The organism is Paenibacillus sanguinis 2301083 = DSM 16941 (assembly GCF_000374825.1).
Classification (GTDB): domain Bacteria; phylum Bacillota; class Bacilli; order Paenibacillales; family Paenibacillaceae; genus Fontibacillus; species Fontibacillus sanguinis.
On the sequence record NZ_KB895379.1, the window covers coordinates 341,166 to 361,242 of the forward strand.

The window sequence follows — 20,077 nt, forward strand, 5'->3', positions numbered from 1 at the left end:
TGCTATAATGTTGCTGTTTATAAAGGAGGATCATTTATGGCTCATGAGAACGACAACGACTCCAAGCAGCCTCAAACCGAACCCAAGCGAAGATCTCGGAGCAACAAGTCGGCCGATAAACCGGCCCGGAAGCGCAAGAAGGGTCGAATCGTTTGGGCGATTTTTGGATGGCTTGTTTTGCTGGGGGTTGCAAGTGTGCTATTTGTGGGAGGCGCCGTATTCGGCTACGTATCCTCCATCGTCAGGGAGGAGCCAGTACGCTCACGCGCAGATATTGAAGAGAAGATCAACCATAACGAGATGACAGGATTCGCCTACTTCCGCGATGGGCAGCCTATCGGCCAGTTGCGATCGGAAGAAGACCGGCGCCCTATCTCTTATAAGGAAATTCCACAGAACGTGCTGGACGCGGTGATTGCGATCGAGGATAACCGTTTTGAAGAGCATATGGGGATCGATTTCAAAGGGACCATGCGCGCTGTCAAACAACGGGTACTTAAAGAAGCAGTACAGACCGGCGGCAGTACGCTGACACAGCAATTGGCGCGACGTGTCTTCCTTAATCTCGATGTAACAGAGGACCGTAAGGTGAAGGAAATTTTGCTGGCCCTGCGGCTCGAACGTTTCCTGTCCAAAGAAGAAATTATGATCGCTTATCTGAACAAGGTTCCCTTCGGAAATGGATCGAACGGCTATCAGGTCTATGGCATCAAGGCGGCTGCCAAAGGGATATTTAATATCACCAATCTGAAGGACTTGAACATTGCCCAGGCCGCTTATTTGGCTGGCTTGCCTCAATCGCCTTCCTCCTATTCGGCTTTTAATGGTAAAGGGGAATTCAGAGAGGAAGCTTTCCAGCGGGCAACCAAACGCCAGCAATTAGTATTACAGCGTATGCTGGAGGAGAACAAGATTACAACGGCCGAGTATAACGAAGCCGTGGCCTTTGACATCAAGGGTTCACTGGCAAAGTCAACCAAGAAGGCCTATGATACCTTCCCTTATCTGATGTTGGAAACAGAACGGCAAGGGGCGATCGTCATTGCGATGATGAACAATCCGAAGCTGACCAAGGAGGAGGTCTCCGGCAATACGCAAATGCTGGAGGAAGCTCGCCAGGAGCTGTTAACGGGAGGATACCGGGTATTTACAACCATTGATAAGAGAATCTATAACTCCATGCATAAAGTCTCCGAGAATGCCGAGAACTTCTCTCCGTTCAGCGAGCAGAAAGGGCTTGAGCAAGTAGCGGCAATGATGCTTGACAACCGCTCTGGAGCTATATTAGGCATGATTGAGGGTCGTGACTTTTATACCGAGCAGATGAACTACGCTACACAAATGAAGCGACAACCTGGCTCGACAATGAAGCCAATCGCCGCATATCTGCCGGCCCTCGACAGCGGCTTGGTTCAGCCGGCCAGCATTCTGGATGACTCCCCGATTATTTTGCGGGATTATCAGAAGGGCTATCACATTCCAGGCAATGCCAGTGGCGGATATAAAGGACTTGTCACCGCCCGGACAGCTCTGAATGAATCACGAAATATCCCCGCGCTGAAAGTGTTTAACAACGTCGTGGGGATCGATAAGGCTTGGGATTTCAGTAAAAAGCTAGGGATTACCACACTTGAAGAAGAAGATTACGGCGCACAAACCGGGGTGCTTGGCGGTCTCAAGTATGGAGTAACGGTAGAGGAGCTTACCAATGCCTACAGTACCATCGCCAACGGAGGTCGGTTCACCGATGCTTACATGATCGAGAAGATTATTGATCACAAGGGCAATGTCATCTACAAGCATCAGGTTGAGCCGCAGCAAGTGTTCTCGGAGCAAACCGCTTATCTTATGACCGATATGTTGAGAACCGCCTTAAGAGACGGTACCGGCAAATCGATCAGAAGCGACTTCAAGAGCTATAGCAAGATTCCTGTAGTCGGCAAAACCGGATCAACACAAAACTATGCCGATGTCTGGTTCATGGGATATTCACCGGATGTTACGCTGGGCGTATGGGTCGGCTATAAGGAACCGAAGAATACGCTCTCCAATGCGGGTAAAGCACGTGCCCGCAAAATATGGGCGTTGGTTATGAATGAAGTTGCTGAGAACGTAAGCGATGCATTCAAGACGGATTCGTTCACCAAGCCGGATGGCATTGTCACCAAGACCGTGTCTGGCTATAGTGGCAAATTGCCCACTCAATTAACGCAACAGGCCGGGAAAATGGTTACGGATATCTTTAATGCCAAATTTGTGCCTACTGAGCCGGATGATGTTTTAATCCGTGCCAAGTATGTCACCTACAATGATGTTAACTATGTCCCGCTGAAGACTACGCCTTCCGACATGCTGCGTGAGAAGGTCGTCGTGAAGCGCGAGAAGCCGATTGCCGAGCTGAAGGAAGAGCTTGAAAAGGCATTTGCCCGTATGTCAGGAGGTCATAAATCGCTGGGCTTCTACATGCCAAAAGACATTGGCGAGGATGCTCCATATAAGAAGGATCCTCGGACGGATGATGGCAAGGCACCAAGCGCCCCTGGTGGCGTTACCCTGACCAGCAATGGCGATGGATCCAATATCAGCTTTACCGCAAGTCCAGAGAAAGATGTTGTGGGTTATCGGTTGTACCGTACGGATGACGGCGTGAAATTCCAGTCCACAGGCAAAGTTTCACTTACCGGAGATTCCACCGTGATTGCGGATGCCAGAGCTGCAAGCCTCGGTACGGCCTACTACGTAACTGCCGTAGACGTCGCCGGCAAGGAGTCGGAACCAAGCGCTGTGGTTAGCTCTCTAGACAGTGGCGTCATCCCTGACGGCAATGAAGGTGGGCAAGACATTGACGGCAGCGGAGATCCTCAAAACAACAGCGGCAGCGTTAATGAAGACGTTGGAGTCAATGCTCCCTCCTCACCATCCGGTGTCTTGATGACGAAGGATGAAGGCGGATTTACGGTCAGTTGGAACGCTAATCCAATGTTGGATCTCGTCACGAGCTACAATATTTACGTTTCTGACAGTGAAGCTGGCTCCTATTCCAAGGCTGGATTCACGTCCGATACGCATTACTCTATCAAAACAGATTACAGCAGCGTTTGGGTCAAGATTAGCGCAGTTAGCGTGTTGGGCGAATCTGGCCTCTCGGCTCCAGTACAATATACCCCTTAAGCTGCAAGCAAAGAAGCCTTCGTCTCCACTATCAAGTTGGGGACGAAGGCTTTTGATTTATATCAGATGCATACCTTGATCTTCAATCGTCGATAAGTCACCTGCCGGCAAAGGCAGCCGTGCAGGATTATCCTTAATACAACACTGCCGAGCAGGGCTGCTAGACCGGTTGGCCAATATGCTTCATCATATCATCGACAATAGCGAACGAGCGTGCAGCCGCCATCACGGTAAACTCGGCAAAGTTCACTTCTGCTTCCCCGTCAGCTTGATCCGAGATGGAGCGCAGCACAATGTAGGGCACTCCGTTCATCTGGCAAACCTGAGCCAAGGCCGCTCCTTCCATCTCTACGCAAGCCCCACCTAACTGGCGATATAACACCGTCTCCACATAGCCCGGGTTTGCGATAAACTGATCCCCAGACAAGATGCGGCCAAGGAGATGCTTATGATCCGTACATTGACGCTTGCATGCCCCGCGGGCCAAAGCGATCAATGCAGGATCGGCCGGAAAATCCGACACAGGCTGATAAGGCGTAATCCCACGCGCATATCCAAGTGGAGCCACATCCATATCGTGTTGCTGGCAGGAAGAAGAAATTACGATGTCCCCAACCACCAAATCAGGATGGACCGCTCCCGCCACCCCGGTGAACCAAATCTGCTCAACCTGAAAGCGATCGACCAGAAGCTGCGTCGCTATCGCCGCATTGACCTTGCCCACGCCTGATTTGCAAACGACAACCTCGTGCCCATACCAGCTTCCCTGTATAAAACGAATACCCGCAATGACAGACTGCTCCTGATGCTGCAGCACCTGCAAAATCTGCTTAATTTCCTCGTCCATGGCCCCCATCAGCCCTATTTTCATGCCATCCCTTACTCCCTTCCACCATTTTGCAGCAATAAGGCTGGTTCTTCTTCTGCCTAATCACTCTTGACACTCAAAAAAGCCCCTTTGCAGGAGCTTTTTCCGTTTCATAACCTTTTTCATATATATGTTTCTCTTTGTTTATAAACTTTCTAACCATTTAAGGTTGTCCATTAAACATGGCTAACTGATAAGCGCAGGATAGTCTCATGCGGCAAAATAACCCGCGGATTCTCCACGGCTTCCTTCTTCATTAACTTGGTAAGCAAGCGCATTGCTACAGCCCCGAGATCATACATCGGCTGCGCCACGGTCGTCAGTTGAGGACGCACCATGGAAGCCATGCGAATGTTGTCCACGCTAATAATGGAGATATCATCCGGCACCTTCAAGCCTTCATCCTGAATGCTATGAATCGCCCCGATTGCCATCTCATCAGTGGCGGCAAAGATCCCTGTTGGGCGTTTCTTCAAGCCAAGGAAATACTTCATCGCTTCCACACCCGACTCATACCGATAATTGCCGATACGAACCAAGTCTTCCTGATATTCAATGCCTGCCGTCTCCAACGCACGCTTGTACCCTTGGAATCTGGCGTAACCGTTAGCCGGGTCTTGCAATGTGCCGCTAATCATCGCAACCTCGCGATGACCATGACGAATCAAGGTGCTAACCGCATCAAAAGCCGCAGCTTCATGATCGATATCGACGGACGGGTATTGCCCGTTGTCATCTCTGGTTGCACATAACACAATCGGCACCGAGGAAGTCCGGAACGCCTGAATATGCTCTTCTGTTACCGTACCGCCCATGAAGAGAAGCCCGTCCACCTGCTTCTCAAGCAACGTGTTAATGACGCGGATCTCTTTCTCCTTGCGCTTGTCAGCATTACACAAAATGATGTTATAGTGGTACATGTTAGCGATATCTTCGATGCCCCGGGCAATTTCCGCAAAGATTGAATTCGAAATATCAGGGATCACCACGCCAACCGTGGTGGTCTTCTTACTGGCAAGTCCTCTCGCTACTGCGTTAGGACGATAACCTAACCGTTCAATCGCTTCGTAAACCTTTTTCCGGGTCTGCGGCTTCACATTCGGATTGTTGTTGACAACCCGGGAAACCGTGGCCATCGAGACGCCTGCTTCACGTGCCACATCGTAAATGGTAACCGTCACATTCTTCTCTCCATTGCCATAGATTTTCACTCATTCATCCGGTAAAGTTCCAGAGCTCCAATTAAAGTTTATGATACGACAAAATACTTCTTTATGCAATGACAACGCTTCAATGTGAATTCAATGCCTCGCCTAAAGCCGATTTTGTAAGCTTGGAGTGGGAGGTATGCCAAACGGCTACCCCATCCTTAACAAGAATCGCCTGCGGCGATTCATGTCTGACCTCAAGCCGATCTGCTGCTTCATTCGACACGTCCCGGCTTTGGATCACCTGTATCAATCCATATGTAACATCTTCGCGCGGCTCTTCCTGCAAATAGGCCTCTACTGCTTCATAAGCCTTTGCGCTGATGGAACAGCGGGTACTGTGCTTGAAGAGCAACAATGGCTGACGGCTGGAATCCGCCAACGCAGTCTGGAGCTCCTGGATCGTTTGTATTCTCATCATATCGGACATATCACATATCCCCTTCTTTGAATAAGAATCGCCAGATGTTCTGATGCTCTGTTGATATCTTAACAAAAAAAATTATGAAAACACAAGTTCATTTACAAATTCATTTGCAAAATACGTCAAAATACCCGTTAATTCGTGCTGGATATTTTGATATTTTTAACAAATTTAGATAAAGGTTGCAGTCTTTTGGAAATATCGTCCATCCATTCCAGATCACCTATATTTTTAGCTCCACCATATAAATCCAACAACAGGTTAATCTGCTCCTCACATTGCCGTTCCAGAACACTCTCAAAAGAAGCTTCCTCCGCGCCCGTCCATCTGTCCGATAGCGCAAGTATCAGTCCGGCAAGCTCATTTTGCTCAGCGAAATCAACCCATTCCTTCACACCCTCCTCCTTCAGCCCGGCTAGCAAATCCGTCACATCTGCCTTCACCTCGGGAAGCACTTGATAATGACTGCATTCTTCACACTCATAAATAGGAACATTATCGATTTCATAGATTCCTTCAAAAATGACCGTTCTAAAGCCAAGGTTCATCATTTGCCCGCAATGGCAGTGCTTACGCACAGGATCACCTCATCCCAACACTTCATAGATTACTATGTTTGATGTTTAAGAAACTAAAAATTTGTCTAAGCATAATTATAGGGAGTTCAAAATCTGATTTTTTGAACACGCACTTTTAGTAATTATTTGTTTCCATTAAAATATTTGAGCGGGCTTTCGTCAAGAGTCCGTCTGGTAAGGAGGAGCTTTATTTGAGACTTTCTGGAAAAAATATCATTGCTTTGGTGGATGAGGAATTCGAGGATTTGGAGCTATGGTACCCGATCTATCGCCTTCGCGAAGAAGGTGCCGAGGTTCATTTAACCGGCCTGGAGAAAGGAAAAAAGTACATTGGCAAATACGGGGTGCCTGCTGAGGCGGAATATGTCTTTGAGGAAATGAATGCCAGCGATGCCGATGGAATGATTATCCCCGGAGGATGGGCTCCCGATAAGCTGCGGCGTTATTCCGAAGTGTTGGAACTGGTCCGCAAGCTGCATGAAGCAAGGAAGCCCATCGGGCAAATTTGCCATGCAGGATGGGTACTCGTCTCCGCCGGCATTCTCGAAGGCGTAACGGTCACTTCCACGCCAGCGATTCGCGATGATATGCAAAATGCGGGGGCGATCTGGAAGGATGAGCCTACTATCGTAGACGGCCATATTATTTCGGCCCGTCGTCCAGCCGATTTGCCCATTTATGCCAAGGCTGTTGCCGATGCACTGGCAAAGCGCGATTAACCAAAATACACAATCATCAGGGAACTCCTCCCTAAATGGGACAGGCCGCCCGGTCATATGGACCTTGGGCGGCCAGTGTTACTTATGCTTTATGTTATTTGCTTAGCCGTTCCTGCTCCAGCTCGTAACCATAGCGAATCAATTCGGATTCAATCTCGTCGCTGGTTGTCAGGCGATAGCAGGCAGCACCAATCAGCTTGCCCTCTTGCGCATGAGAATTGAGCACGCGATGCTTCACTCGCAGTAAAGCTTGTGGGGACATGCTAAGCTCTGTCACGCCCAGATGCAGCCACAACGGAACCGCCTTCTCATCTCCTGCCATCTCTCCACAAACACTTACGGAAATCCCGGCTTCATGAGCCGCTTGTACCGTTTGACGCAGCAAGCGCAGCACGGCCGGATGAAACGGATGATACATATGAGCAATCTTCTCATTCATACGGTCCACAGCCAGTACGTATTGAACCAGATCATTCGTACCCACGCTGAAGAAATCCACTTCTCTGGCAAGTAAATCGGATATGGCCGCCGCCGCCGGAACTTCTATCATAATACCCACTTGAATATCGGGATCGTAGGAAATTCCCCGCCGCAACAAATCCCGCTTGGCCTCTTCCAAAACTTCCTTTGCTGCCCGAATCTCCTCCAGCGAGGAAATCATGGGAAGCAACATTTTAACCTTCCCATAGGCACTTGCCCGCAAGATGGCGCTCATTTGTGTTTGGAACAATTCCCGGCTATCCAGGCTGATCCGGATTGCCCGGTACCCCAGCACCGGATTATCCTCTTCCGGCAAGTCAAAATATTCAAGCTGCTTATCTCCACCAATATCCAAGGTACGAATAACGACGGGATGCGTACCCGCCTTCTCCACGACTTGACGGTAGACCTCAAACTGCTCATTCTCATCGGGAAAGGTAGCGCGGTCCATATACAGAAACTCTGTACGGAACAGCCCCACTCCCTCTGCGCCATGCTTGATCGCCAGTTCCAAATCCTTCACGGAGCTGATATTGCCGGCCAGGCGCAAGCGCACACCATCCTTGGTGACCGCCTCCACGGAAGCCAGCAGTTGAAGCTGTTCTTTACGCCGCCGCTGTTTCTCGGCAAGCTCCGTGAACCGTTCGACTAAAGTTGCCTCCGGGTTCAGGTAGATCAAGCCCTCATCCCCGTCAATTACCAGCAGATCGCCGGTCTGCAAAGGCTGGGACAGCTTGTTCTCCAGGCCCGACACAAGCGGTATGCCCAGAGCACGCGCCATGATTGCCGAATGCGACGTCTTTCCGCCAGCCATTGTTACCATGCCAAGCACGTTATCCGGATTCAGATGGACTAACTGTGAAGGCGAAAGCTCCTTGGCCACCAAAATGTACGGCTGAGTATCTGCTGGCAGTATAATGTCCGGGGTTCCCAGCAAATGCTTCAACAAGCGATTGCCAACATCCTTAATGTCGAGAGCCCGTTCCTTCATATACTCATCGTCCAACAGGTCAAACATCGTCACAAAATGATCGATCGCTTCTTTTACTGCTACTTCGGCCGCCTTGTACTGACGTTCGATAATCCCCTGGATCTCGCTCATAAAAACGGGATCCTCCAGAATGGCCAGATGAGCATCGAAGATACCCGATTCCTCTGCCCCTACCGTCTCCTTGATTTCCCTCTTCATTACTTCGATTTCGCTTTTGGATGTACGAATGCCCTCGTACAACCGTTCAAACTCTTTGGCCAAGTCGACCTTATCCATGCGCCGATCAGGCACATCCCACTCCCAGGCGGGCAGAACAAAGGCTTTGCCGATAGCAACCCCTGCTGCTGCTCCGATCCCCTGTATCATGTAGTGACCCCCTAGTCTTGCTTGTGAGTTCCTTGTCTGAAGCTTCCGTTACCAAGTACCTTCTATCTATCTCATAATGGTAAGCCCTGCCCGTCAAATTTGTCAAAGGAAAAAGCGCAAAAGCCAAAGAGACCCCTCCTTAAGGACGGGTCCTTTGGACGTTGGAATAGGCCACTTAGCTGCGTTTTCCAATCAAGATGCTATCCTCAACCTTGATGCAGCGGTCCATAATTACGGTGAGTCCACCTTGGGAAGCAATTTCATACGCTTCCTCGCTCACAATTCCTTGCTGTAGCCACAGCACTCGGGCCGCGATCTTGACGGCTTCCTCGGCTACCGGAGGCGTCTGCTCGCTGCGGCGAAATACATTGACGATGTCCACTGGCTCGGGGATATCAGACAAAGAGGCATATACCTTCTCGCCCAAAATTTCACCGTTCACTGTCGGATTTACCGGAATAATTCGGTAACCATTGCTTTGCATTGCCTGGGCCACCATATAGGAGGTCCGGTCCGTTTTATCGGATAACCCTACCACTGCAATGTTGCCTGCGTTCAGTAAGATTTCCTTGATTTGCTCACGACTTGGATTCTCGAATGCCATGCTAGTTCCCCCTCGGATGCGGATGGCGCTTCAGCTTTACTCCACTCGTTCCACGGCTGCGCCAAGCGCTGTAATATGATCAAAGAATTGTGGATATGATTTGGCGACATGATGAGCGTCTTTGATAACCAGCGGCTGGCGGCAGCGAAGTCCTACTACTGTCAAAGCCATGATAACCCGGTGGTCGTAGTGAGCGTTAATCTCCACTCCGCCTTCCAGCCCAAGCGGACGGCCATGCACGATGATCTCGGCTTGACGCTCCTCCACCTGGGCTCCCGCTTTCTTCAGCTCAGCCAAATAATCCGTAATGCGATCACATTCTTTATAACGCAAATTCTCAACATTGTAAAATCGGGAAGTGCCGTCAGCAAATACAGCGGCCGCTACCATCGCCAGCACCGCATCCGTAGCTGCGTCGCCATCGAATTCTACCGGACGAAGTCGACCGTTGCCGCGAACATGCACCGTACCGTCCTGATGCGTCAACGGGACATCCATCATCTGGAGAACATCGACGATAGCCCGTTCCCCCTGCTTGCTCCTCTCAGCAAGACGATGTACCTTGATATCGGATTTAGTAACCGCAGCAGCAGCCAAAATCGCTGCCGACCCTGGATAATCTCCCTGTACGGTATAGGTCTTCGCTTGATAGGATTGCCCACCCGGCACACGGAAATGCATATAATCACTGCTGGCATGAATCACGATACCGGCCTGCTCCAGCACTTCCAGCGTCTGACCTACCACCACCTTGGATTTCAGGTCATCCAGCACCTCAATCTCGCTATCTTCCGCCAGCAATGGCGTCAGGAATAGCAGAGCGCTCAAATACTGCGAGCTAACCGCGCCAGATACCTTAATCTTACCGCCCCTGGGCGCCCCGCCGCGGATGGTAATCGGTAACCGCCCATCTTCATGCATTACCTCCACGCCCAATTGGCCCAGCGCATCAATCAGGTCGTCATGCGGACGTTTGCCTAACGAATCAGGATACGTGTTCACAAAGGTTACCTCAGGGCAAAGCGTTGCGATGGCCATCAAGAAACGAAGCACTGCCCCCGCGTTGCCCACATTCAAGGTCTTGACATCCTTTGGCCGGCGTCCGAAGCCGGTGATGACGATCTTCTCCTCATCTTCCTGCAGCACCGCCCCCAAATCAGCGATACAGCGGCGAACAGCATCGCTATCTTCGCTATGAGCCGGATAATATACCGTGCTGGTGCCCTCCGCTAGTGCGGCAACCAACAAATAACGGGTCGTATAGTTTTTGGAGGATAACGCTCCAATTTCGCCTTCCAGCCGCGCCGTTGGCCTTACGATAACATCCATATTCAACTTCCCCTTTTATCATTATTAATCTTTAACCGCGGTAATGCGTTAAAATCTCGGCAGCCACGTGCGCCGCATCTTTGCCTGTCGTGTCTATCGCATAGTGGGCAAAGTCATAGGCCTGCTTCCGTTCATCCAGCAACGTCCTGATTCGCTGCCCGGCATCACCTGCCAGCAAGGGGCGATTGGGATCCTCGCCTACGCGAGCGATAATCTCCTCGGCGGTCGCCTGAAGAGCAAACACTCTGCCACCCGCTAGCATCGTCTGGCGATTAGCTTCCCGGAGCACAGCCCCTCCGCCCGTAGATAATACGATGCCTGACTTGCTGAGCACTCTGCTAAGGAGAAGCGATTCAAGGTCGCGAAAATAGGCTTCGCCTTTAATGGCAAAGATCTCCGGGATGCTCAGCCCTGCCTCCTGAACGATCTGCTCGTCCAGATCCACCATCTTCATGCCCGTCTCGACAGCCAAAAGCGCACCCACCGTTGATTTGCCGGTACCCATCATCCCGATCAAGACGATGTTGTTTATTGCCTTATGCAATTTTCTCCACCTACTTAGTATGTTCAAATGATGATTTTTTGAACTGCCTCTTATAGCAAAACTTTTTCATATCATAACACAGGCCGACACATTTTCAAGAGATAAAAAAGAAAACCGGAGGAACGTAAACGTCCCTCCGGTTTCCGGGCCGACCGCCCGGGGTTTAGAACCATTGATGATGGAATACGCCTTCTTTGTCCACACGTTTGAAGGTATGGGCGCCGAAATAGTCGCGCTGTGCTTGCAGCAGGTTAGCTGGCAGACGCTCTGTCCGGTAGCTGTCGTAATAGGACAGGGCGCTGGCAAAGCCGGGAACAGGAATCCCGTTCTCCACGGCTGCGGAGATCACTTTGCGCCAAGCTCCTTGGTAGCTTTCGACTACATTTTTGAAGTAAGGGTCCAGCAACAAATTCTTAAGCGCTGCGTCGCGGTCGTAAGCTTCCTTGATGTTTTGCAGGAATTGGGAACGGATAATGCAACCCCCGCGGAAGATCATGGCGATATTACCATATTTCAGATCCCAGCCGTATTCATCCGAAGCCGAGCGCATTTGCGCGAAGCCTTGGGCATAGGAGACAATTTTGGAAGCAAACAACGCCTTACGCACATTCTCGATGAACTCTTGCTTGTCCCCGTTGAAGGCTTGCTTCTCAGGGCCGTTCAAAATTTTGCTGGCGGCGATGCGTTCTTCCTTCATGGCAGATAAGAAACGGGAGAATACGGACTCAGTGATCATGGACAACGGCACACCCAGGTCCAGCGCGCTTTGGCTTGTCCATTTGCCAGTACCCTTCTGTCCGGCTGCATCCAGAATGACGTCAACCATCGGTTTGCCCGTCTCTTCGTCATATTGGGAGAAGATATCTGCCGTAATCTCGATCAGATAGCTATCCAGTTCCCCCTTGTTCCATTCTGTGAAAATTTCGTGCAATTCCTTGGCGTCCACGCCCAGCACGTCTTTCAGCAGATGGTAAGCTTCGCCGATCAATTGCATATCGCCGTATTCGATGCCGTTATGCACCATTTTCACATAATGGCCTGCCCCATCCGGACCAATATATGTACAACAAGGATCGCCATTTACCTTAGCGGAGATTGCAGTCAAAATAGGCTCCACGAGCTTATAGGCGCTCTCTTGTCCACCTGGCATAATTGCAGGGCCCTTCAATGCGCCTTCTTCACCACCGGATACCCCTGTCCCAATGAAGCGGAAGCCCTTGGCTTCAAGCTCTTTGCTGCGGCGCTGTGTATCCGGGAAGTGAGCATTCCCGCCGTCGATGATGATATCGCCTTGATCCAGATAAGGCAGCAATTGCTCAATGGTCGAGTCAGTAGCAGGGCCAGCTTGTACCATAATTAATATTTTGCGCGGAGTTTCCAGGGAATTAACGAATTCCTCAATGGAAAATGCCCCTACCAGGTTTTTACCTTTGCCTTCGTTAGCAAGCAGGTCATGCGTTTTCTCCGGAGAACGGTTGAACACCGAAACGGTGAAGCCCCGGCTTTCAATATTAAGGGCTAAATTCTTGCCCATGACAGCTAAGCCAATAACGCCGATTTGTTGTTTTGACATGGTCTCCATCCTTTGTCATTCATATTTTTTTCAATATTATCATTTTAACTCTTTTGTGTACAGAAGTGAACCCTGAACCAGCAAGCCAAAAAACAACCCCCAACGTTGTGGGGGTAATCAGGCGGCGCATTACCATTCCAGCCTGAGAAGTTCAAGCCGAAGCATCCGCAGCCGCTCCTTGCACGCTTCCTTCGTTTTATCATCGCCTTGCTGTATGGCCTCGAACAACCTTTCAAGCTCTACATCCAGTTCCTCCTGTAATCGCTCCAATTGCCGCTCTGCCGATCGTGAGGCGAACATCTCTGCCATTTGCACCGTATCGATCAAGTGACCCTTCTGATAAATGACCCGATGCTCCATCCCGGAAATTTCCACCAGGCGGATAACTTCGCCAAACAGGATATTCTCGACGAGAATTTGCCGGTCCTTGAACCGTTTCACTACGGCGTGGCCCCGGAGATCGCCAATCAGCTTCTCCAGCCACTCCGCCAGCTTGGCATCGCGGATGACATAATCTCCCGCCAGCTTATATCCCCGGGCCAGACGTTGAAAACGCAGCTTGGTGAGCTTTCTCCCGGTACGTACGGAAATGATAAAGAGCACTTCATTTTCGCTCCAATATAAAGAATACCCATCTTGGATCAAATCACGAATCAGTTGTTGAATGTGCCGGCGGTCGAATCGGAGTTCCAGGTTACAGTATTCCACCTCGTAACTTTTATTCACGGCACTCCCTCCTTAAGTCTCTTATACTCCATCTTATGTAAAGCAACTTGGTTTATTGATTATTTTTACCCTTAACGGGCCTGGCTTGACGCATGAAATATGATATACTGTCCATTATTCATAAAGAGAAGCAGATTTACCATTAGGCTTGGAGGAAGGATTATGACCTTTGCAGGATTTGCCGAACAGGATTTCGAGGCGTTAGCGGTTCCAGGGTTGCGGCCTCGAATGGAAGCGATCAGCACTCGGATCAGACCCAAGCTGGAAGGGCTGGGCGCAGAGATCGCCCCTTATCTGTCCGCGCTCTGTGGAGAGGATATGTATCCTCACGTGGCCAAGCACGCGCGGCTCCTGCCGCTATATCGAAATGCCTTCTATACACGCTGATTCAACATATACAGCGCTAACCAAATCCGTAAGGCTCCAGGGCCGTCCCGGTTTACGTTGTCGGGGCGGCCTTTTGCTTGCTGCGAACAAGACCGAGATGCAGAAAGAACAGCAACAGCATCACTGCGGAGCTGACAAGGAAGGGTGCAGATGGACTAATCATGTCCCATAGCTTGCCGGAGATGATTGGACCGGCTACCATCCCCGAGCCCTGAATTGTCAGGAACAGGCCCCACACCGTTCCCTTCTCCTGCTCCGGCAGCATATGAGAAACCATAGTGTCCCAGGTAGGCAAGATAAAGGCATAGCTTAATCCAATCAGGATGACGAACAGCCAAATCAGCGGAAGCTCCCGTGACAAGGCAAACAGCCCAACCGAGGTAGCCGCCAAAGCGAAGCCAATATGGAGAAACCAACGCGTGCCCAAACGGTCCACCAGCTTGCCAATCGGGATCAGGCCAGCTACGGTAACCCCTCCACCGGTAACCAGCATGGCGCTAAACATCTCGGGTGACAAGCCTAGCTCTGAGCGAACATACAAGGTAATAACCGGCGTAAGCAGACCTACGGCAAAGGACTGCAAGAACAAGGCGGGATAGAGCAACGGACTGACATGAAGCTGGCTGCGAATATGGCGAATCGAGGTGCGCATACGACTCCATACGCTCCCCTTCTCTTCCTGACGAATAGCTTCCGTGGGGATTTGATCCGTTGCAACTGTATGCCCCGCGCTCCCCGCTTTTCTTTTCCCCGGCAAGGTAAGGGACACGATAACCAAAAAAGCGATACAGCCTAGTAAGAACCAGAAGATAGGCTGATACGATCCATGCAGAAAAAAATTAATGATAACAGGTCCAAGTCCTGTGCCTCCCAAGCTGGACATTTGAATGACGCCCATCGCTGTCGCGAAGTTGTTGTTCCCTTCAGTTACAGCCGTGATCCCCATCAACACGCTAGGCCAAAGTGGTGCGGTTCCGATGCCAAGCAGGGTGCAGCCCAATACCAAAAAGCCCAGCGTTTTGAGAAAGGCAATGATCGCCACCGCCCCAAGCGTAATGCATAAGCCGAGGGTCATAGTCAGGCGGAAGCCCAGCCGTTCAATCAGCCAACCTGCCGGACTGCGAAATACGTTATCTCCTATGTACATCAGGGAAAAGGACAATCCGATTGCAAAGGCCCCCAACATCAATACATTTCCCATATAGACTGGCAAAATCGAGACAATCAAAGCACCCTTTACGAATTCTACCAGAAACATAATGACCCATAGGCCGATGAATGTGGGATTTAATAGTTTCTTGGATGCTGCTACAGAAGTCAATGACACAAGTAAGCCTCCTTCTATTATTTCAAAAATACTCCACTTAGCCCGATACTTTCAGTTTGTCCGCTTTCGCTTGGGATTTAACCTCCGCATTGTCAAATTTCTGTAAAGCTCGCAGCTGCCGCTTGCATTCCGGGCTCTTTTTGCTATACTCAAGCTTGTTTGAAAATTATCTCGACGAAAGGCAGGGATGGCCCGCATGGATCATCAAAATACGCCGCTTTTTACCGCTCTCAAAAAACACGCGGCCGGCAATCCCGTTCAATTTCATATTCCCGGGCACAAAAAAGGGCTTGGCACTGACAAGGAATTCCGCGAATTCATTGGCGATAACGCCTTATCCATCGATTTGATTAACATTGCGCCGCTGGACGATCTTCACCAGCCCAGTGGAGTTATTGAAGAAGCACAGAAGCTGGCTGCCGACGCGTTTGGTGCGGACTATACCTTCTTCTCCGTGCAGGGCACAAGCGGAGCTATTATGACTATGATACTCTCCGTTTGTTCTCCCGGTGATAAAATTATCGTTCCGCGCAACATTCATAAATCCGTCATGTCCGCCATCATTTTCGCCGGAGCGAAACCGGTCTTCGTCTCCCCGGCTCAGGATACCAATCTCGGTATTGATCATGGTATTACGACAAGTTCTGTAAGACGGGCGCTGAAGCGCCACCCTGATGCCAAGGCAGTTCTTGTGATAAACCCGACTTATTTTGGCGTATCCGCTAATCTGAAGGAAATTGTTGAGCTGGCCCATAGCTTCCATGTGCCTGTATTGGTCGATGAAGCGCATGGCGTTCATATTCATTTCCATGACAAGCTGCCGATGTCTGCTATGCAAGCCGGCGCCGATATGGCGGCAACCAGTGTGCATAAGCTTGGCGGTTCAATGACGCAAAGCTCCATTCTGAACTTGAACACAAAGCATGGCCATGTCAACCCGCAGCGGGTTCAAACGATTATCAGTATGCTTACGACGACTTCTACTTCTTACCTGCTGCTCGCTTCCCTCGACACCTCCCGCCGCAACCTGGCTCTGCACGGGTACGAGCTTGCGGAAGAGGCGATGAAGCTGGCGAATTACGTGCGTGACGGGATCAATCAGATTCCTGGCTTGTATTGCTTTGGCAAGGAAATTCTGGGCGGAGAAGCTACCTATGACCACGACCCCACCAAGGTTACTGTTCATGTGCGTCATTTAGGCATCACTGGCTATGAGACAGAGAACTGGCTGCGTGAGCATTACAATATCGAGGTTGAACTCAGCGACATGTATAACATCCTGTGCCTGATCACACCAGGCGACACGCAGGAAACGGTCGATATCTTGCTAACGGCTCTACGTGAGCTTTCGCACATTAATTATACGGAAGATCATGCGGGAGAGCTGGTCGTTAAGGTTCCGGAAATCCCGCAGCTTTCCCTGATTCCACGGGATGCCTTCTATGCTGAAACCGAGGTTATACCCTTCAAGGAATCCGCCGGACGCATCATTGCCGAGTTCATCTATGTGTATCCCCCAGGCATTCCAATTCTGCTGCCGGGTGAGGTCATCTCCCAGGATAATATTGATTACATCGTAGACCATGTGGAAGTAGGCCTGCCAGTGAAAGGACCGGAGGATCGTTATATTCAAAACGTGAAGGTTATCATCGAAGCCAATCCTATTTTCTAAAACTGCATTAGCAGCTAAAGAAGCTCCCCGGCAAGGCAACCCGGGGAGCTTCTTTAGCATATCGTACTATCTATTTCAGACGACCACGCGTTAAGCCTCATCCAGTTGGGATACCAACTCGTTGTAAGCTTCTTCCACTTGCTGCCATTCCTGCTCGTCTTCGATGTTATAAAGCACCATTTCTTCATTTTCTTCTTCCATGCGGAGAATAATACCGTCCGCATCTGGATTGTTGCGTTCAAGCAGCAATGCGTATACTTTCTCACTGACATCGAACGTCTCGACAAGAACCATCTCCACGTCGTTACCTTGCTCGTCCGTCAGTGTCAGCACAAACTCTTCATGCTCATGATCGTGATCATGGTCGTGGTCATGTCCGCAGCCGCACGCTTCGCCGTGTTCGTGATTGTGGTCGCTCATGAAATTACCTCGCTTTAATTGTGTTTTTAACCCCTCCGTATCGTATCATTTTCATATGGACAGGTCAATTTGGATAAACACAAGCGTACAGAGGGCTAAGCTTATTTCAGCACGTTGATCCCTTTTTCCGTGATTAGAACAAAGTCAGAGCCTGAAGATGCCTTCATATAGAAGCCAACTTTGTAGCGGCCCGCAGCTTTGAAGTCATAGGTGAAATCCTTGGTACGGAACCAGAAATTGTCGCGCTGATCCTTGATTTCATCGGTTTGGATCTCCTTGGTTGTACCGTCCGGAGCCGTAATGGATACCCGCACCGCTGAAATGTCAGTCCGCAGGTTGTCAATTTGCGAGAACACGTTGAATTTCAGCTTGCCCGTCTGCTTGACGTCACCGAATACTCCCTCCTCGGTAAACAGAAACATATGAACGTTCGGCTTATAATAACTCACCGTTTTGGTGCTGTCGTTGTATTCAACCAATCCTTCAAGATGACGTACAGGCACATAGGTTTTTCCATCTACCATATAGCCGCCGTCTTCCACCTCATGACCGTTGAGCATCAGCTTTACCTTTTGGGTCGCCTCGTCAGCAAACAGCAGTGATCCTCCCATTAGAGAAAAAGCAACTACCAGTAATGCAACTCTTCTCCATCTCATTTGATATGAACCTCCAATTTGATTCATGTTGATGTAAAGTTATACTCTTCGGCAGGACGCAAGTTGCGGTATTTTCCAGTAAAATCATTTCTTTTTTTCATTAAGGGGACAAGACTTTTGTTTCTACCGTAATTTGAGTACCTTCAAGAAAGGAAGAAAGACCGAATTATGCAAGGAGGATTATCCACCCCCTATTCCTGGAAAACCCAGCTATTCGCTGTATCTGAATGATGAGATTTTTTAAGAAGGGCTTTTGATGCCAAATGTGATGTTGAACTCGCTGCCACAATGAATAAAGAGCGCCCCACAGCATGGTGGACGCTCCTTATTTAGGTTAGCACTTGATGTGCCTGTAAAACTCTCTTGTTCAAGTTCAATCAAAGCTTGGCAGATTGTCCAAATTGTTCGATGGATCTCCGTCAGCGTCGCCGCGCAGATACATTTCCCCGTCTTTGCCTTTGAATGTATTCACGCCAGCAATTGCTCCCGCATTCACCTCTTGCAGCGCTTGCTGGTAATTCAGCACACGCCCGCTGGATGTTTTGAATGCTTCCAAATCTCCGTCACCGTTCTTGCGTACGGCAATAATCGTCTCTCTGCTGTTCAGAGCCATCTGAGATCACTCCTCTTAAAGGTTTGATCTCAGTGTGCCCCGAAATTTTACAAACTATGATTTCAGCGATTTTACCATGCGCACATGCGGGATTCCTGCGTCATCAAAGGGCTCGGTCGAGATGGTCTGATAACCCAGCTTGGCATAAAATCCCTCCGCCTGACATTGCGCATCCAACACAGACCGGGACAAGCCCAACTCGCGTGCCAATTCCTCCAGGGCCAGCAGCAGGATCGTTCCCACTCCTTTCGTCCGAAAGGCCTTGTGAACCGCGATACGCTGAAGTTTGGCACTCGTATCCTGGTAATAAATCAGCCTGCCGGTGGCCGCATATTCCCCGTCCATCTCAATCAATACATGATATACATCCGGTCCCAACTTGTCATACTCGTCTATTTCGAGGTCTGCCGGAACCTGTTGTTCCTTGACAAACACTTCTTTCCTGATGTCCAGACATCGTTCTAGTTGTTCTTTGGTCTGAACCCGAATAATTGTTGCCGCGCCCACTACGTTCTCCTCCCACCATGATCTGTATATGAATCGACAAACAGAAGCTTCGGTCCTGTAAACTCGACTTTTTAAACACGCATTATTATACAAAAAAAACGTTTTCCTGCATAGTTGAGCTATGAAATGGGCTATAAAAATAGATTGTTGAAGGATCTGACAAAACGGCTATGGGCATGGGGATTACGATCGCTGCTGCTATATTGATGCGTGTAGTGTTGATCGCATCCATGTTCTATGTGACGAAGAAAGGCTACTCTCGCAAATGGGACGAGGAATAACGGCGGATTACTCCAACGAATAAACATTCTCCACAATCGTGGGTGAATACACCTCATCCGCTACCGATTTCGAGCCAAAGGGCCAAGGAAACGCCTTGGCCTGACGATTCATCGTCTCCGCATCCGGCTCAAGGGTACAAGCTGTGGTTAGAGTGAGTGAGGTAATGGCTAGCGTCATCACTATGAATAATAAAAGTTTAGTTCCAAGCCTACCTCTATGCAAGTGCTCTGATAATTTTCCAATGGCTTTCATTATTGATTCATCCTTTCTCTACTCTGCACTTTATTTATATATTGTTGGCAGTGGTATGCAAGGATATACCGGGACAGACACAGGACAGACGCAGAGCTGTCAATCGTCTGTGAAAATGTCACCTTAACTGTGCTATGAAAATGTCACTTTATTCGTTGGAGCCTCCTGCTTCACCAGGAGGTCTCCGAATAGCTGCTATGCTGTGAATACATAGCATCTTGGAATGAGCTTTGTTTTGTGCTATGGTTAGTTATGGTGTTTACCGTGGATCTCCACGGATGGTTAGGAGCGGGTTTGCGTGGCTGCGCAGAACTCGCTTTTTTTGTTTCCATAGTGGCTGGTATTGGTTTTTCCGTCCTCTTTAAAGGCAAAGCTTGTCC

Annotated in this window: 18 protein-coding genes and 2 pseudogenes; 4 read left to right on the forward strand and 16 right to left on the reverse strand. The window is 49.7% G+C overall.

Annotation, left to right across the window (positions count from 1 at the left end):
• The first annotated feature begins 36 nt into the window (after nucleotides 1-36).
• Entirely contained in the window at nucleotides 37-3,171 is a 3,135-nt protein-coding gene (locus C557_RS0109390) for a transglycosylase domain-containing protein (RefSeq protein WP_018751606.1), read from the forward strand.
• A gap of 160 nt (nucleotides 3,172-3,331) precedes the next feature.
• On the opposite strand, the gene C557_RS0109395 is transcribed toward C557_RS0109390, so the two are convergent.
• The 4 genes from C557_RS0109395 to C557_RS0109410 form a co-directional block, all read right to left on the reverse strand.
• Entirely contained in the window at nucleotides 3,332-4,042 is a 711-nt protein-coding gene (locus C557_RS0109395; RefSeq protein ID WP_018751607.1) for a 5'-methylthioadenosine/adenosylhomocysteine nucleosidase, read from the reverse strand.
• 173 nt (nucleotides 4,043-4,215) lie between these two features.
• Nucleotides 4,216-5,220, reverse strand: coding sequence for a catabolite control protein A (ccpA, locus tag C557_RS0109400; RefSeq protein ID WP_018751608.1), 1,005 nt, complete (start codon nucleotides 5,218-5,220; stop codon nucleotides 4,216-4,218).
• 109 nt (nucleotides 5,221-5,329) lie between these two features.
• Nucleotides 5,330-5,677, reverse strand: a complete 348-nt coding sequence (ytxJ, locus tag C557_RS0109405; RefSeq protein WP_018751609.1) for a bacillithiol system redox-active protein YtxJ — start codon at nucleotides 5,675-5,677, stop codon at nucleotides 5,330-5,332.
• A gap of 128 nt (nucleotides 5,678-5,805) precedes the next feature.
• Nucleotides 5,806-6,249, reverse strand: coding sequence for a hypothetical protein (locus tag C557_RS0109410; protein ID WP_040676627.1), 444 nt, complete (start codon nucleotides 6,247-6,249; stop codon nucleotides 5,806-5,808).
• A gap of 191 nt (nucleotides 6,250-6,440) precedes the next feature.
• Between C557_RS0109410 and C557_RS0109415 the strand changes: the two genes are divergently transcribed.
• Nucleotides 6,441-6,968 carry a type 1 glutamine amidotransferase domain-containing protein gene (locus C557_RS0109415; protein WP_018751611.1) on the forward strand — a complete coding sequence of 176 codons (528 nt, stop codon included), beginning with the start codon at nucleotides 6,441-6,443 and terminating at the stop codon, nucleotides 6,966-6,968.
• A gap of 94 nt (nucleotides 6,969-7,062) precedes the next feature.
• On the opposite strand, the gene ptsP is transcribed toward C557_RS0109415, so the two are convergent.
• The 6 genes from ptsP to C557_RS0109445 all read right to left on the reverse strand — a co-directional run bounded on the left by ptsP (nucleotide 7,063) and on the right by C557_RS0109445 (nucleotide 13,581).
• A complete protein-coding gene (gene ptsP / locus C557_RS0109420) occupies nucleotides 7,063-8,805 on the reverse strand; it encodes a phosphoenolpyruvate--protein phosphotransferase (RefSeq protein WP_018751612.1) in 1,743 nt (580 codons plus the stop codon).
• 175 nt (nucleotides 8,806-8,980) lie between these two features.
• Nucleotides 8,981-9,409, reverse strand: coding sequence for a CoA-binding protein (locus C557_RS0109425; protein WP_018751613.1), 429 nt, complete (start codon nucleotides 9,407-9,409; stop codon nucleotides 8,981-8,983).
• A 36-nt stretch (nucleotides 9,410-9,445) separates the two neighbouring features.
• A complete protein-coding gene (aroA, locus tag C557_RS0109430) occupies nucleotides 9,446-10,738 on the reverse strand; it encodes a 3-phosphoshikimate 1-carboxyvinyltransferase (RefSeq protein WP_018751614.1) in 1,293 nt (430 codons plus the stop codon).
• 31 nt (nucleotides 10,739-10,769) lie between these two features.
• Nucleotides 10,770-11,282: a shikimate kinase gene (locus C557_RS0109435; RefSeq protein ID WP_018751615.1), complete on the reverse strand. Its 513-nt coding sequence runs from the start codon at nucleotides 11,280-11,282 to the stop codon at nucleotides 10,770-10,772.
• Nucleotides 11,283-11,445: 163 nt separating this feature from the next.
• Nucleotides 11,446-12,855: an NADP-dependent phosphogluconate dehydrogenase gene (gene gndA / locus C557_RS0109440; RefSeq protein WP_018751616.1), complete on the reverse strand. Its 1,410-nt coding sequence runs from the start codon at nucleotides 12,853-12,855 to the stop codon at nucleotides 11,446-11,448.
• 129 nt (nucleotides 12,856-12,984) lie between these two features.
• Nucleotides 12,985-13,581: a hypothetical protein gene (locus C557_RS0109445; RefSeq protein WP_018751617.1), complete on the reverse strand. Its 597-nt coding sequence runs from the start codon at nucleotides 13,579-13,581 to the stop codon at nucleotides 12,985-12,987.
• A 162-nt stretch (nucleotides 13,582-13,743) separates the two neighbouring features.
• Between C557_RS0109445 and C557_RS0109450 the strand changes: the two are divergent.
• Nucleotides 13,744-13,929, forward strand: a pseudogene (locus C557_RS0109450) (DUF1054 family protein); the annotation flags it as partial.
• A gap of 91 nt (nucleotides 13,930-14,020) precedes the next feature.
• Here C557_RS0109450 and C557_RS0109455 read toward each other — a convergent pair.
• Nucleotides 14,021-15,295 (reverse strand): MFS transporter, encoded by a 1,275-nt coding sequence (locus C557_RS0109455; protein WP_018751619.1) that lies wholly within the window; start codon nucleotides 15,293-15,295, stop codon nucleotides 14,021-14,023.
• A gap of 196 nt (nucleotides 15,296-15,491) precedes the next feature.
• Between C557_RS0109455 and C557_RS0109460 the strand changes: the two genes are divergently transcribed.
• Entirely contained in the window at nucleotides 15,492-16,967 is a 1,476-nt protein-coding gene (locus C557_RS0109460) for an aminotransferase class I/II-fold pyridoxal phosphate-dependent enzyme (protein ID WP_018751620.1), read from the forward strand.
• A 90-nt stretch (nucleotides 16,968-17,057) separates the two neighbouring features.
• On the opposite strand, the gene C557_RS0109465 is transcribed toward C557_RS0109460, so the two are convergent.
• From C557_RS0109465 to C557_RS25775, 5 genes and pseudogenes are all read right to left on the reverse strand, one after another.
• The gene (locus C557_RS0109465) at nucleotides 17,058-17,387 is read right to left on the reverse strand and encodes a DUF1292 domain-containing protein (RefSeq protein WP_018751621.1); all 330 of its coding nucleotides are present in this window, start codon (nucleotides 17,385-17,387) and stop codon (nucleotides 17,058-17,060) included.
• Nucleotides 17,388-17,488: 101 nt separating this feature from the next.
• The gene (locus C557_RS0109470) at nucleotides 17,489-18,043 is read right to left on the reverse strand and encodes a copper amine oxidase (protein ID WP_026263393.1); all 555 of its coding nucleotides are present in this window, start codon (nucleotides 18,041-18,043) and stop codon (nucleotides 17,489-17,491) included.
• A gap of 373 nt (nucleotides 18,044-18,416) precedes the next feature.
• Nucleotides 18,417-18,656: a DUF3892 domain-containing protein gene (locus C557_RS0109480; RefSeq protein ID WP_018751624.1), complete on the reverse strand. Its 240-nt coding sequence runs from the start codon at nucleotides 18,654-18,656 to the stop codon at nucleotides 18,417-18,419.
• A 54-nt stretch (nucleotides 18,657-18,710) separates the two neighbouring features.
• Complete coding sequence (locus tag C557_RS0109485) at nucleotides 18,711-19,163, reverse strand: GNAT family N-acetyltransferase (protein WP_018751625.1); 453 nt, start codon at nucleotides 19,161-19,163, stop codon at nucleotides 18,711-18,713.
• Nucleotides 19,164-19,867: 704 nt separating this feature from the next.
• Nucleotides 19,868-20,077, reverse strand: a pseudogene (locus C557_RS25775) (ISNCY family transposase); the annotation flags it as partial.

What these genes read in the sequence shown, in the direction of transcription:
- C557_RS0109395 (WP_018751607.1), bottom strand. Translation starts at nt 4,042, where the DNA reads ATGAAAATAGGGCTGATGGGGGCCATGGACGAGGAAATTAAGCAGATT.
- C557_RS0109480 (WP_018751624.1), bottom strand. Translation starts at nt 18,656, where the DNA reads ATGGCTCTGAACAGCAGAGAGACGATTATTGCCGTACGCAAGAACGGT.
- ptsP (WP_018751612.1), bottom strand. Translation starts at nt 8,805, where the DNA reads ATGATACAGGGGATCGGAGCAGCAGCAGGGGTTGCTATCGGCAAAGCC.
- C557_RS0109460 (WP_018751620.1), top strand. Translation starts at nt 15,492, where the DNA reads ATGGATCATCAAAATACGCCGCTTTTTACCGCTCTCAAAAAACACGCG.
- ytxJ (WP_018751609.1), bottom strand. Translation starts at nt 5,677, where the DNA reads ATGTCCGATATGATGAGAATACAAACGATCCAGGAGCTCCAGACTGCG.
- gndA (WP_018751616.1), bottom strand. Translation starts at nt 12,855, where the DNA reads ATGTCAAAACAACAAATCGGCGTTATTGGCTTAGCTGTCATGGGCAAG.
- C557_RS0109470 (WP_026263393.1), bottom strand. Translation starts at nt 18,043, where the DNA reads ATGAGATGGAGAAGAGTTGCATTACTGGTAGTTGCTTTTTCTCTAATG.
- aroA (WP_018751614.1), bottom strand. Translation starts at nt 10,738, where the DNA reads ATGGATGTTATCGTAAGGCCAACGGCGCGGCTGGAAGGCGAAATTGGA.
- C557_RS0109465 (WP_018751621.1), bottom strand. Translation starts at nt 17,387, where the DNA reads ATGAGCGACCACAATCACGAACACGGCGAAGCGTGCGGCTGCGGACAT.
- C557_RS0109425 (WP_018751613.1), bottom strand. Translation starts at nt 9,409, where the DNA reads ATGGCATTCGAGAATCCAAGTCGTGAGCAAATCAAGGAAATCTTACTG.
- C557_RS0109390 (WP_018751606.1), top strand. Translation starts at nt 37, where the DNA reads ATGGCTCATGAGAACGACAACGACTCCAAGCAGCCTCAAACCGAACCC.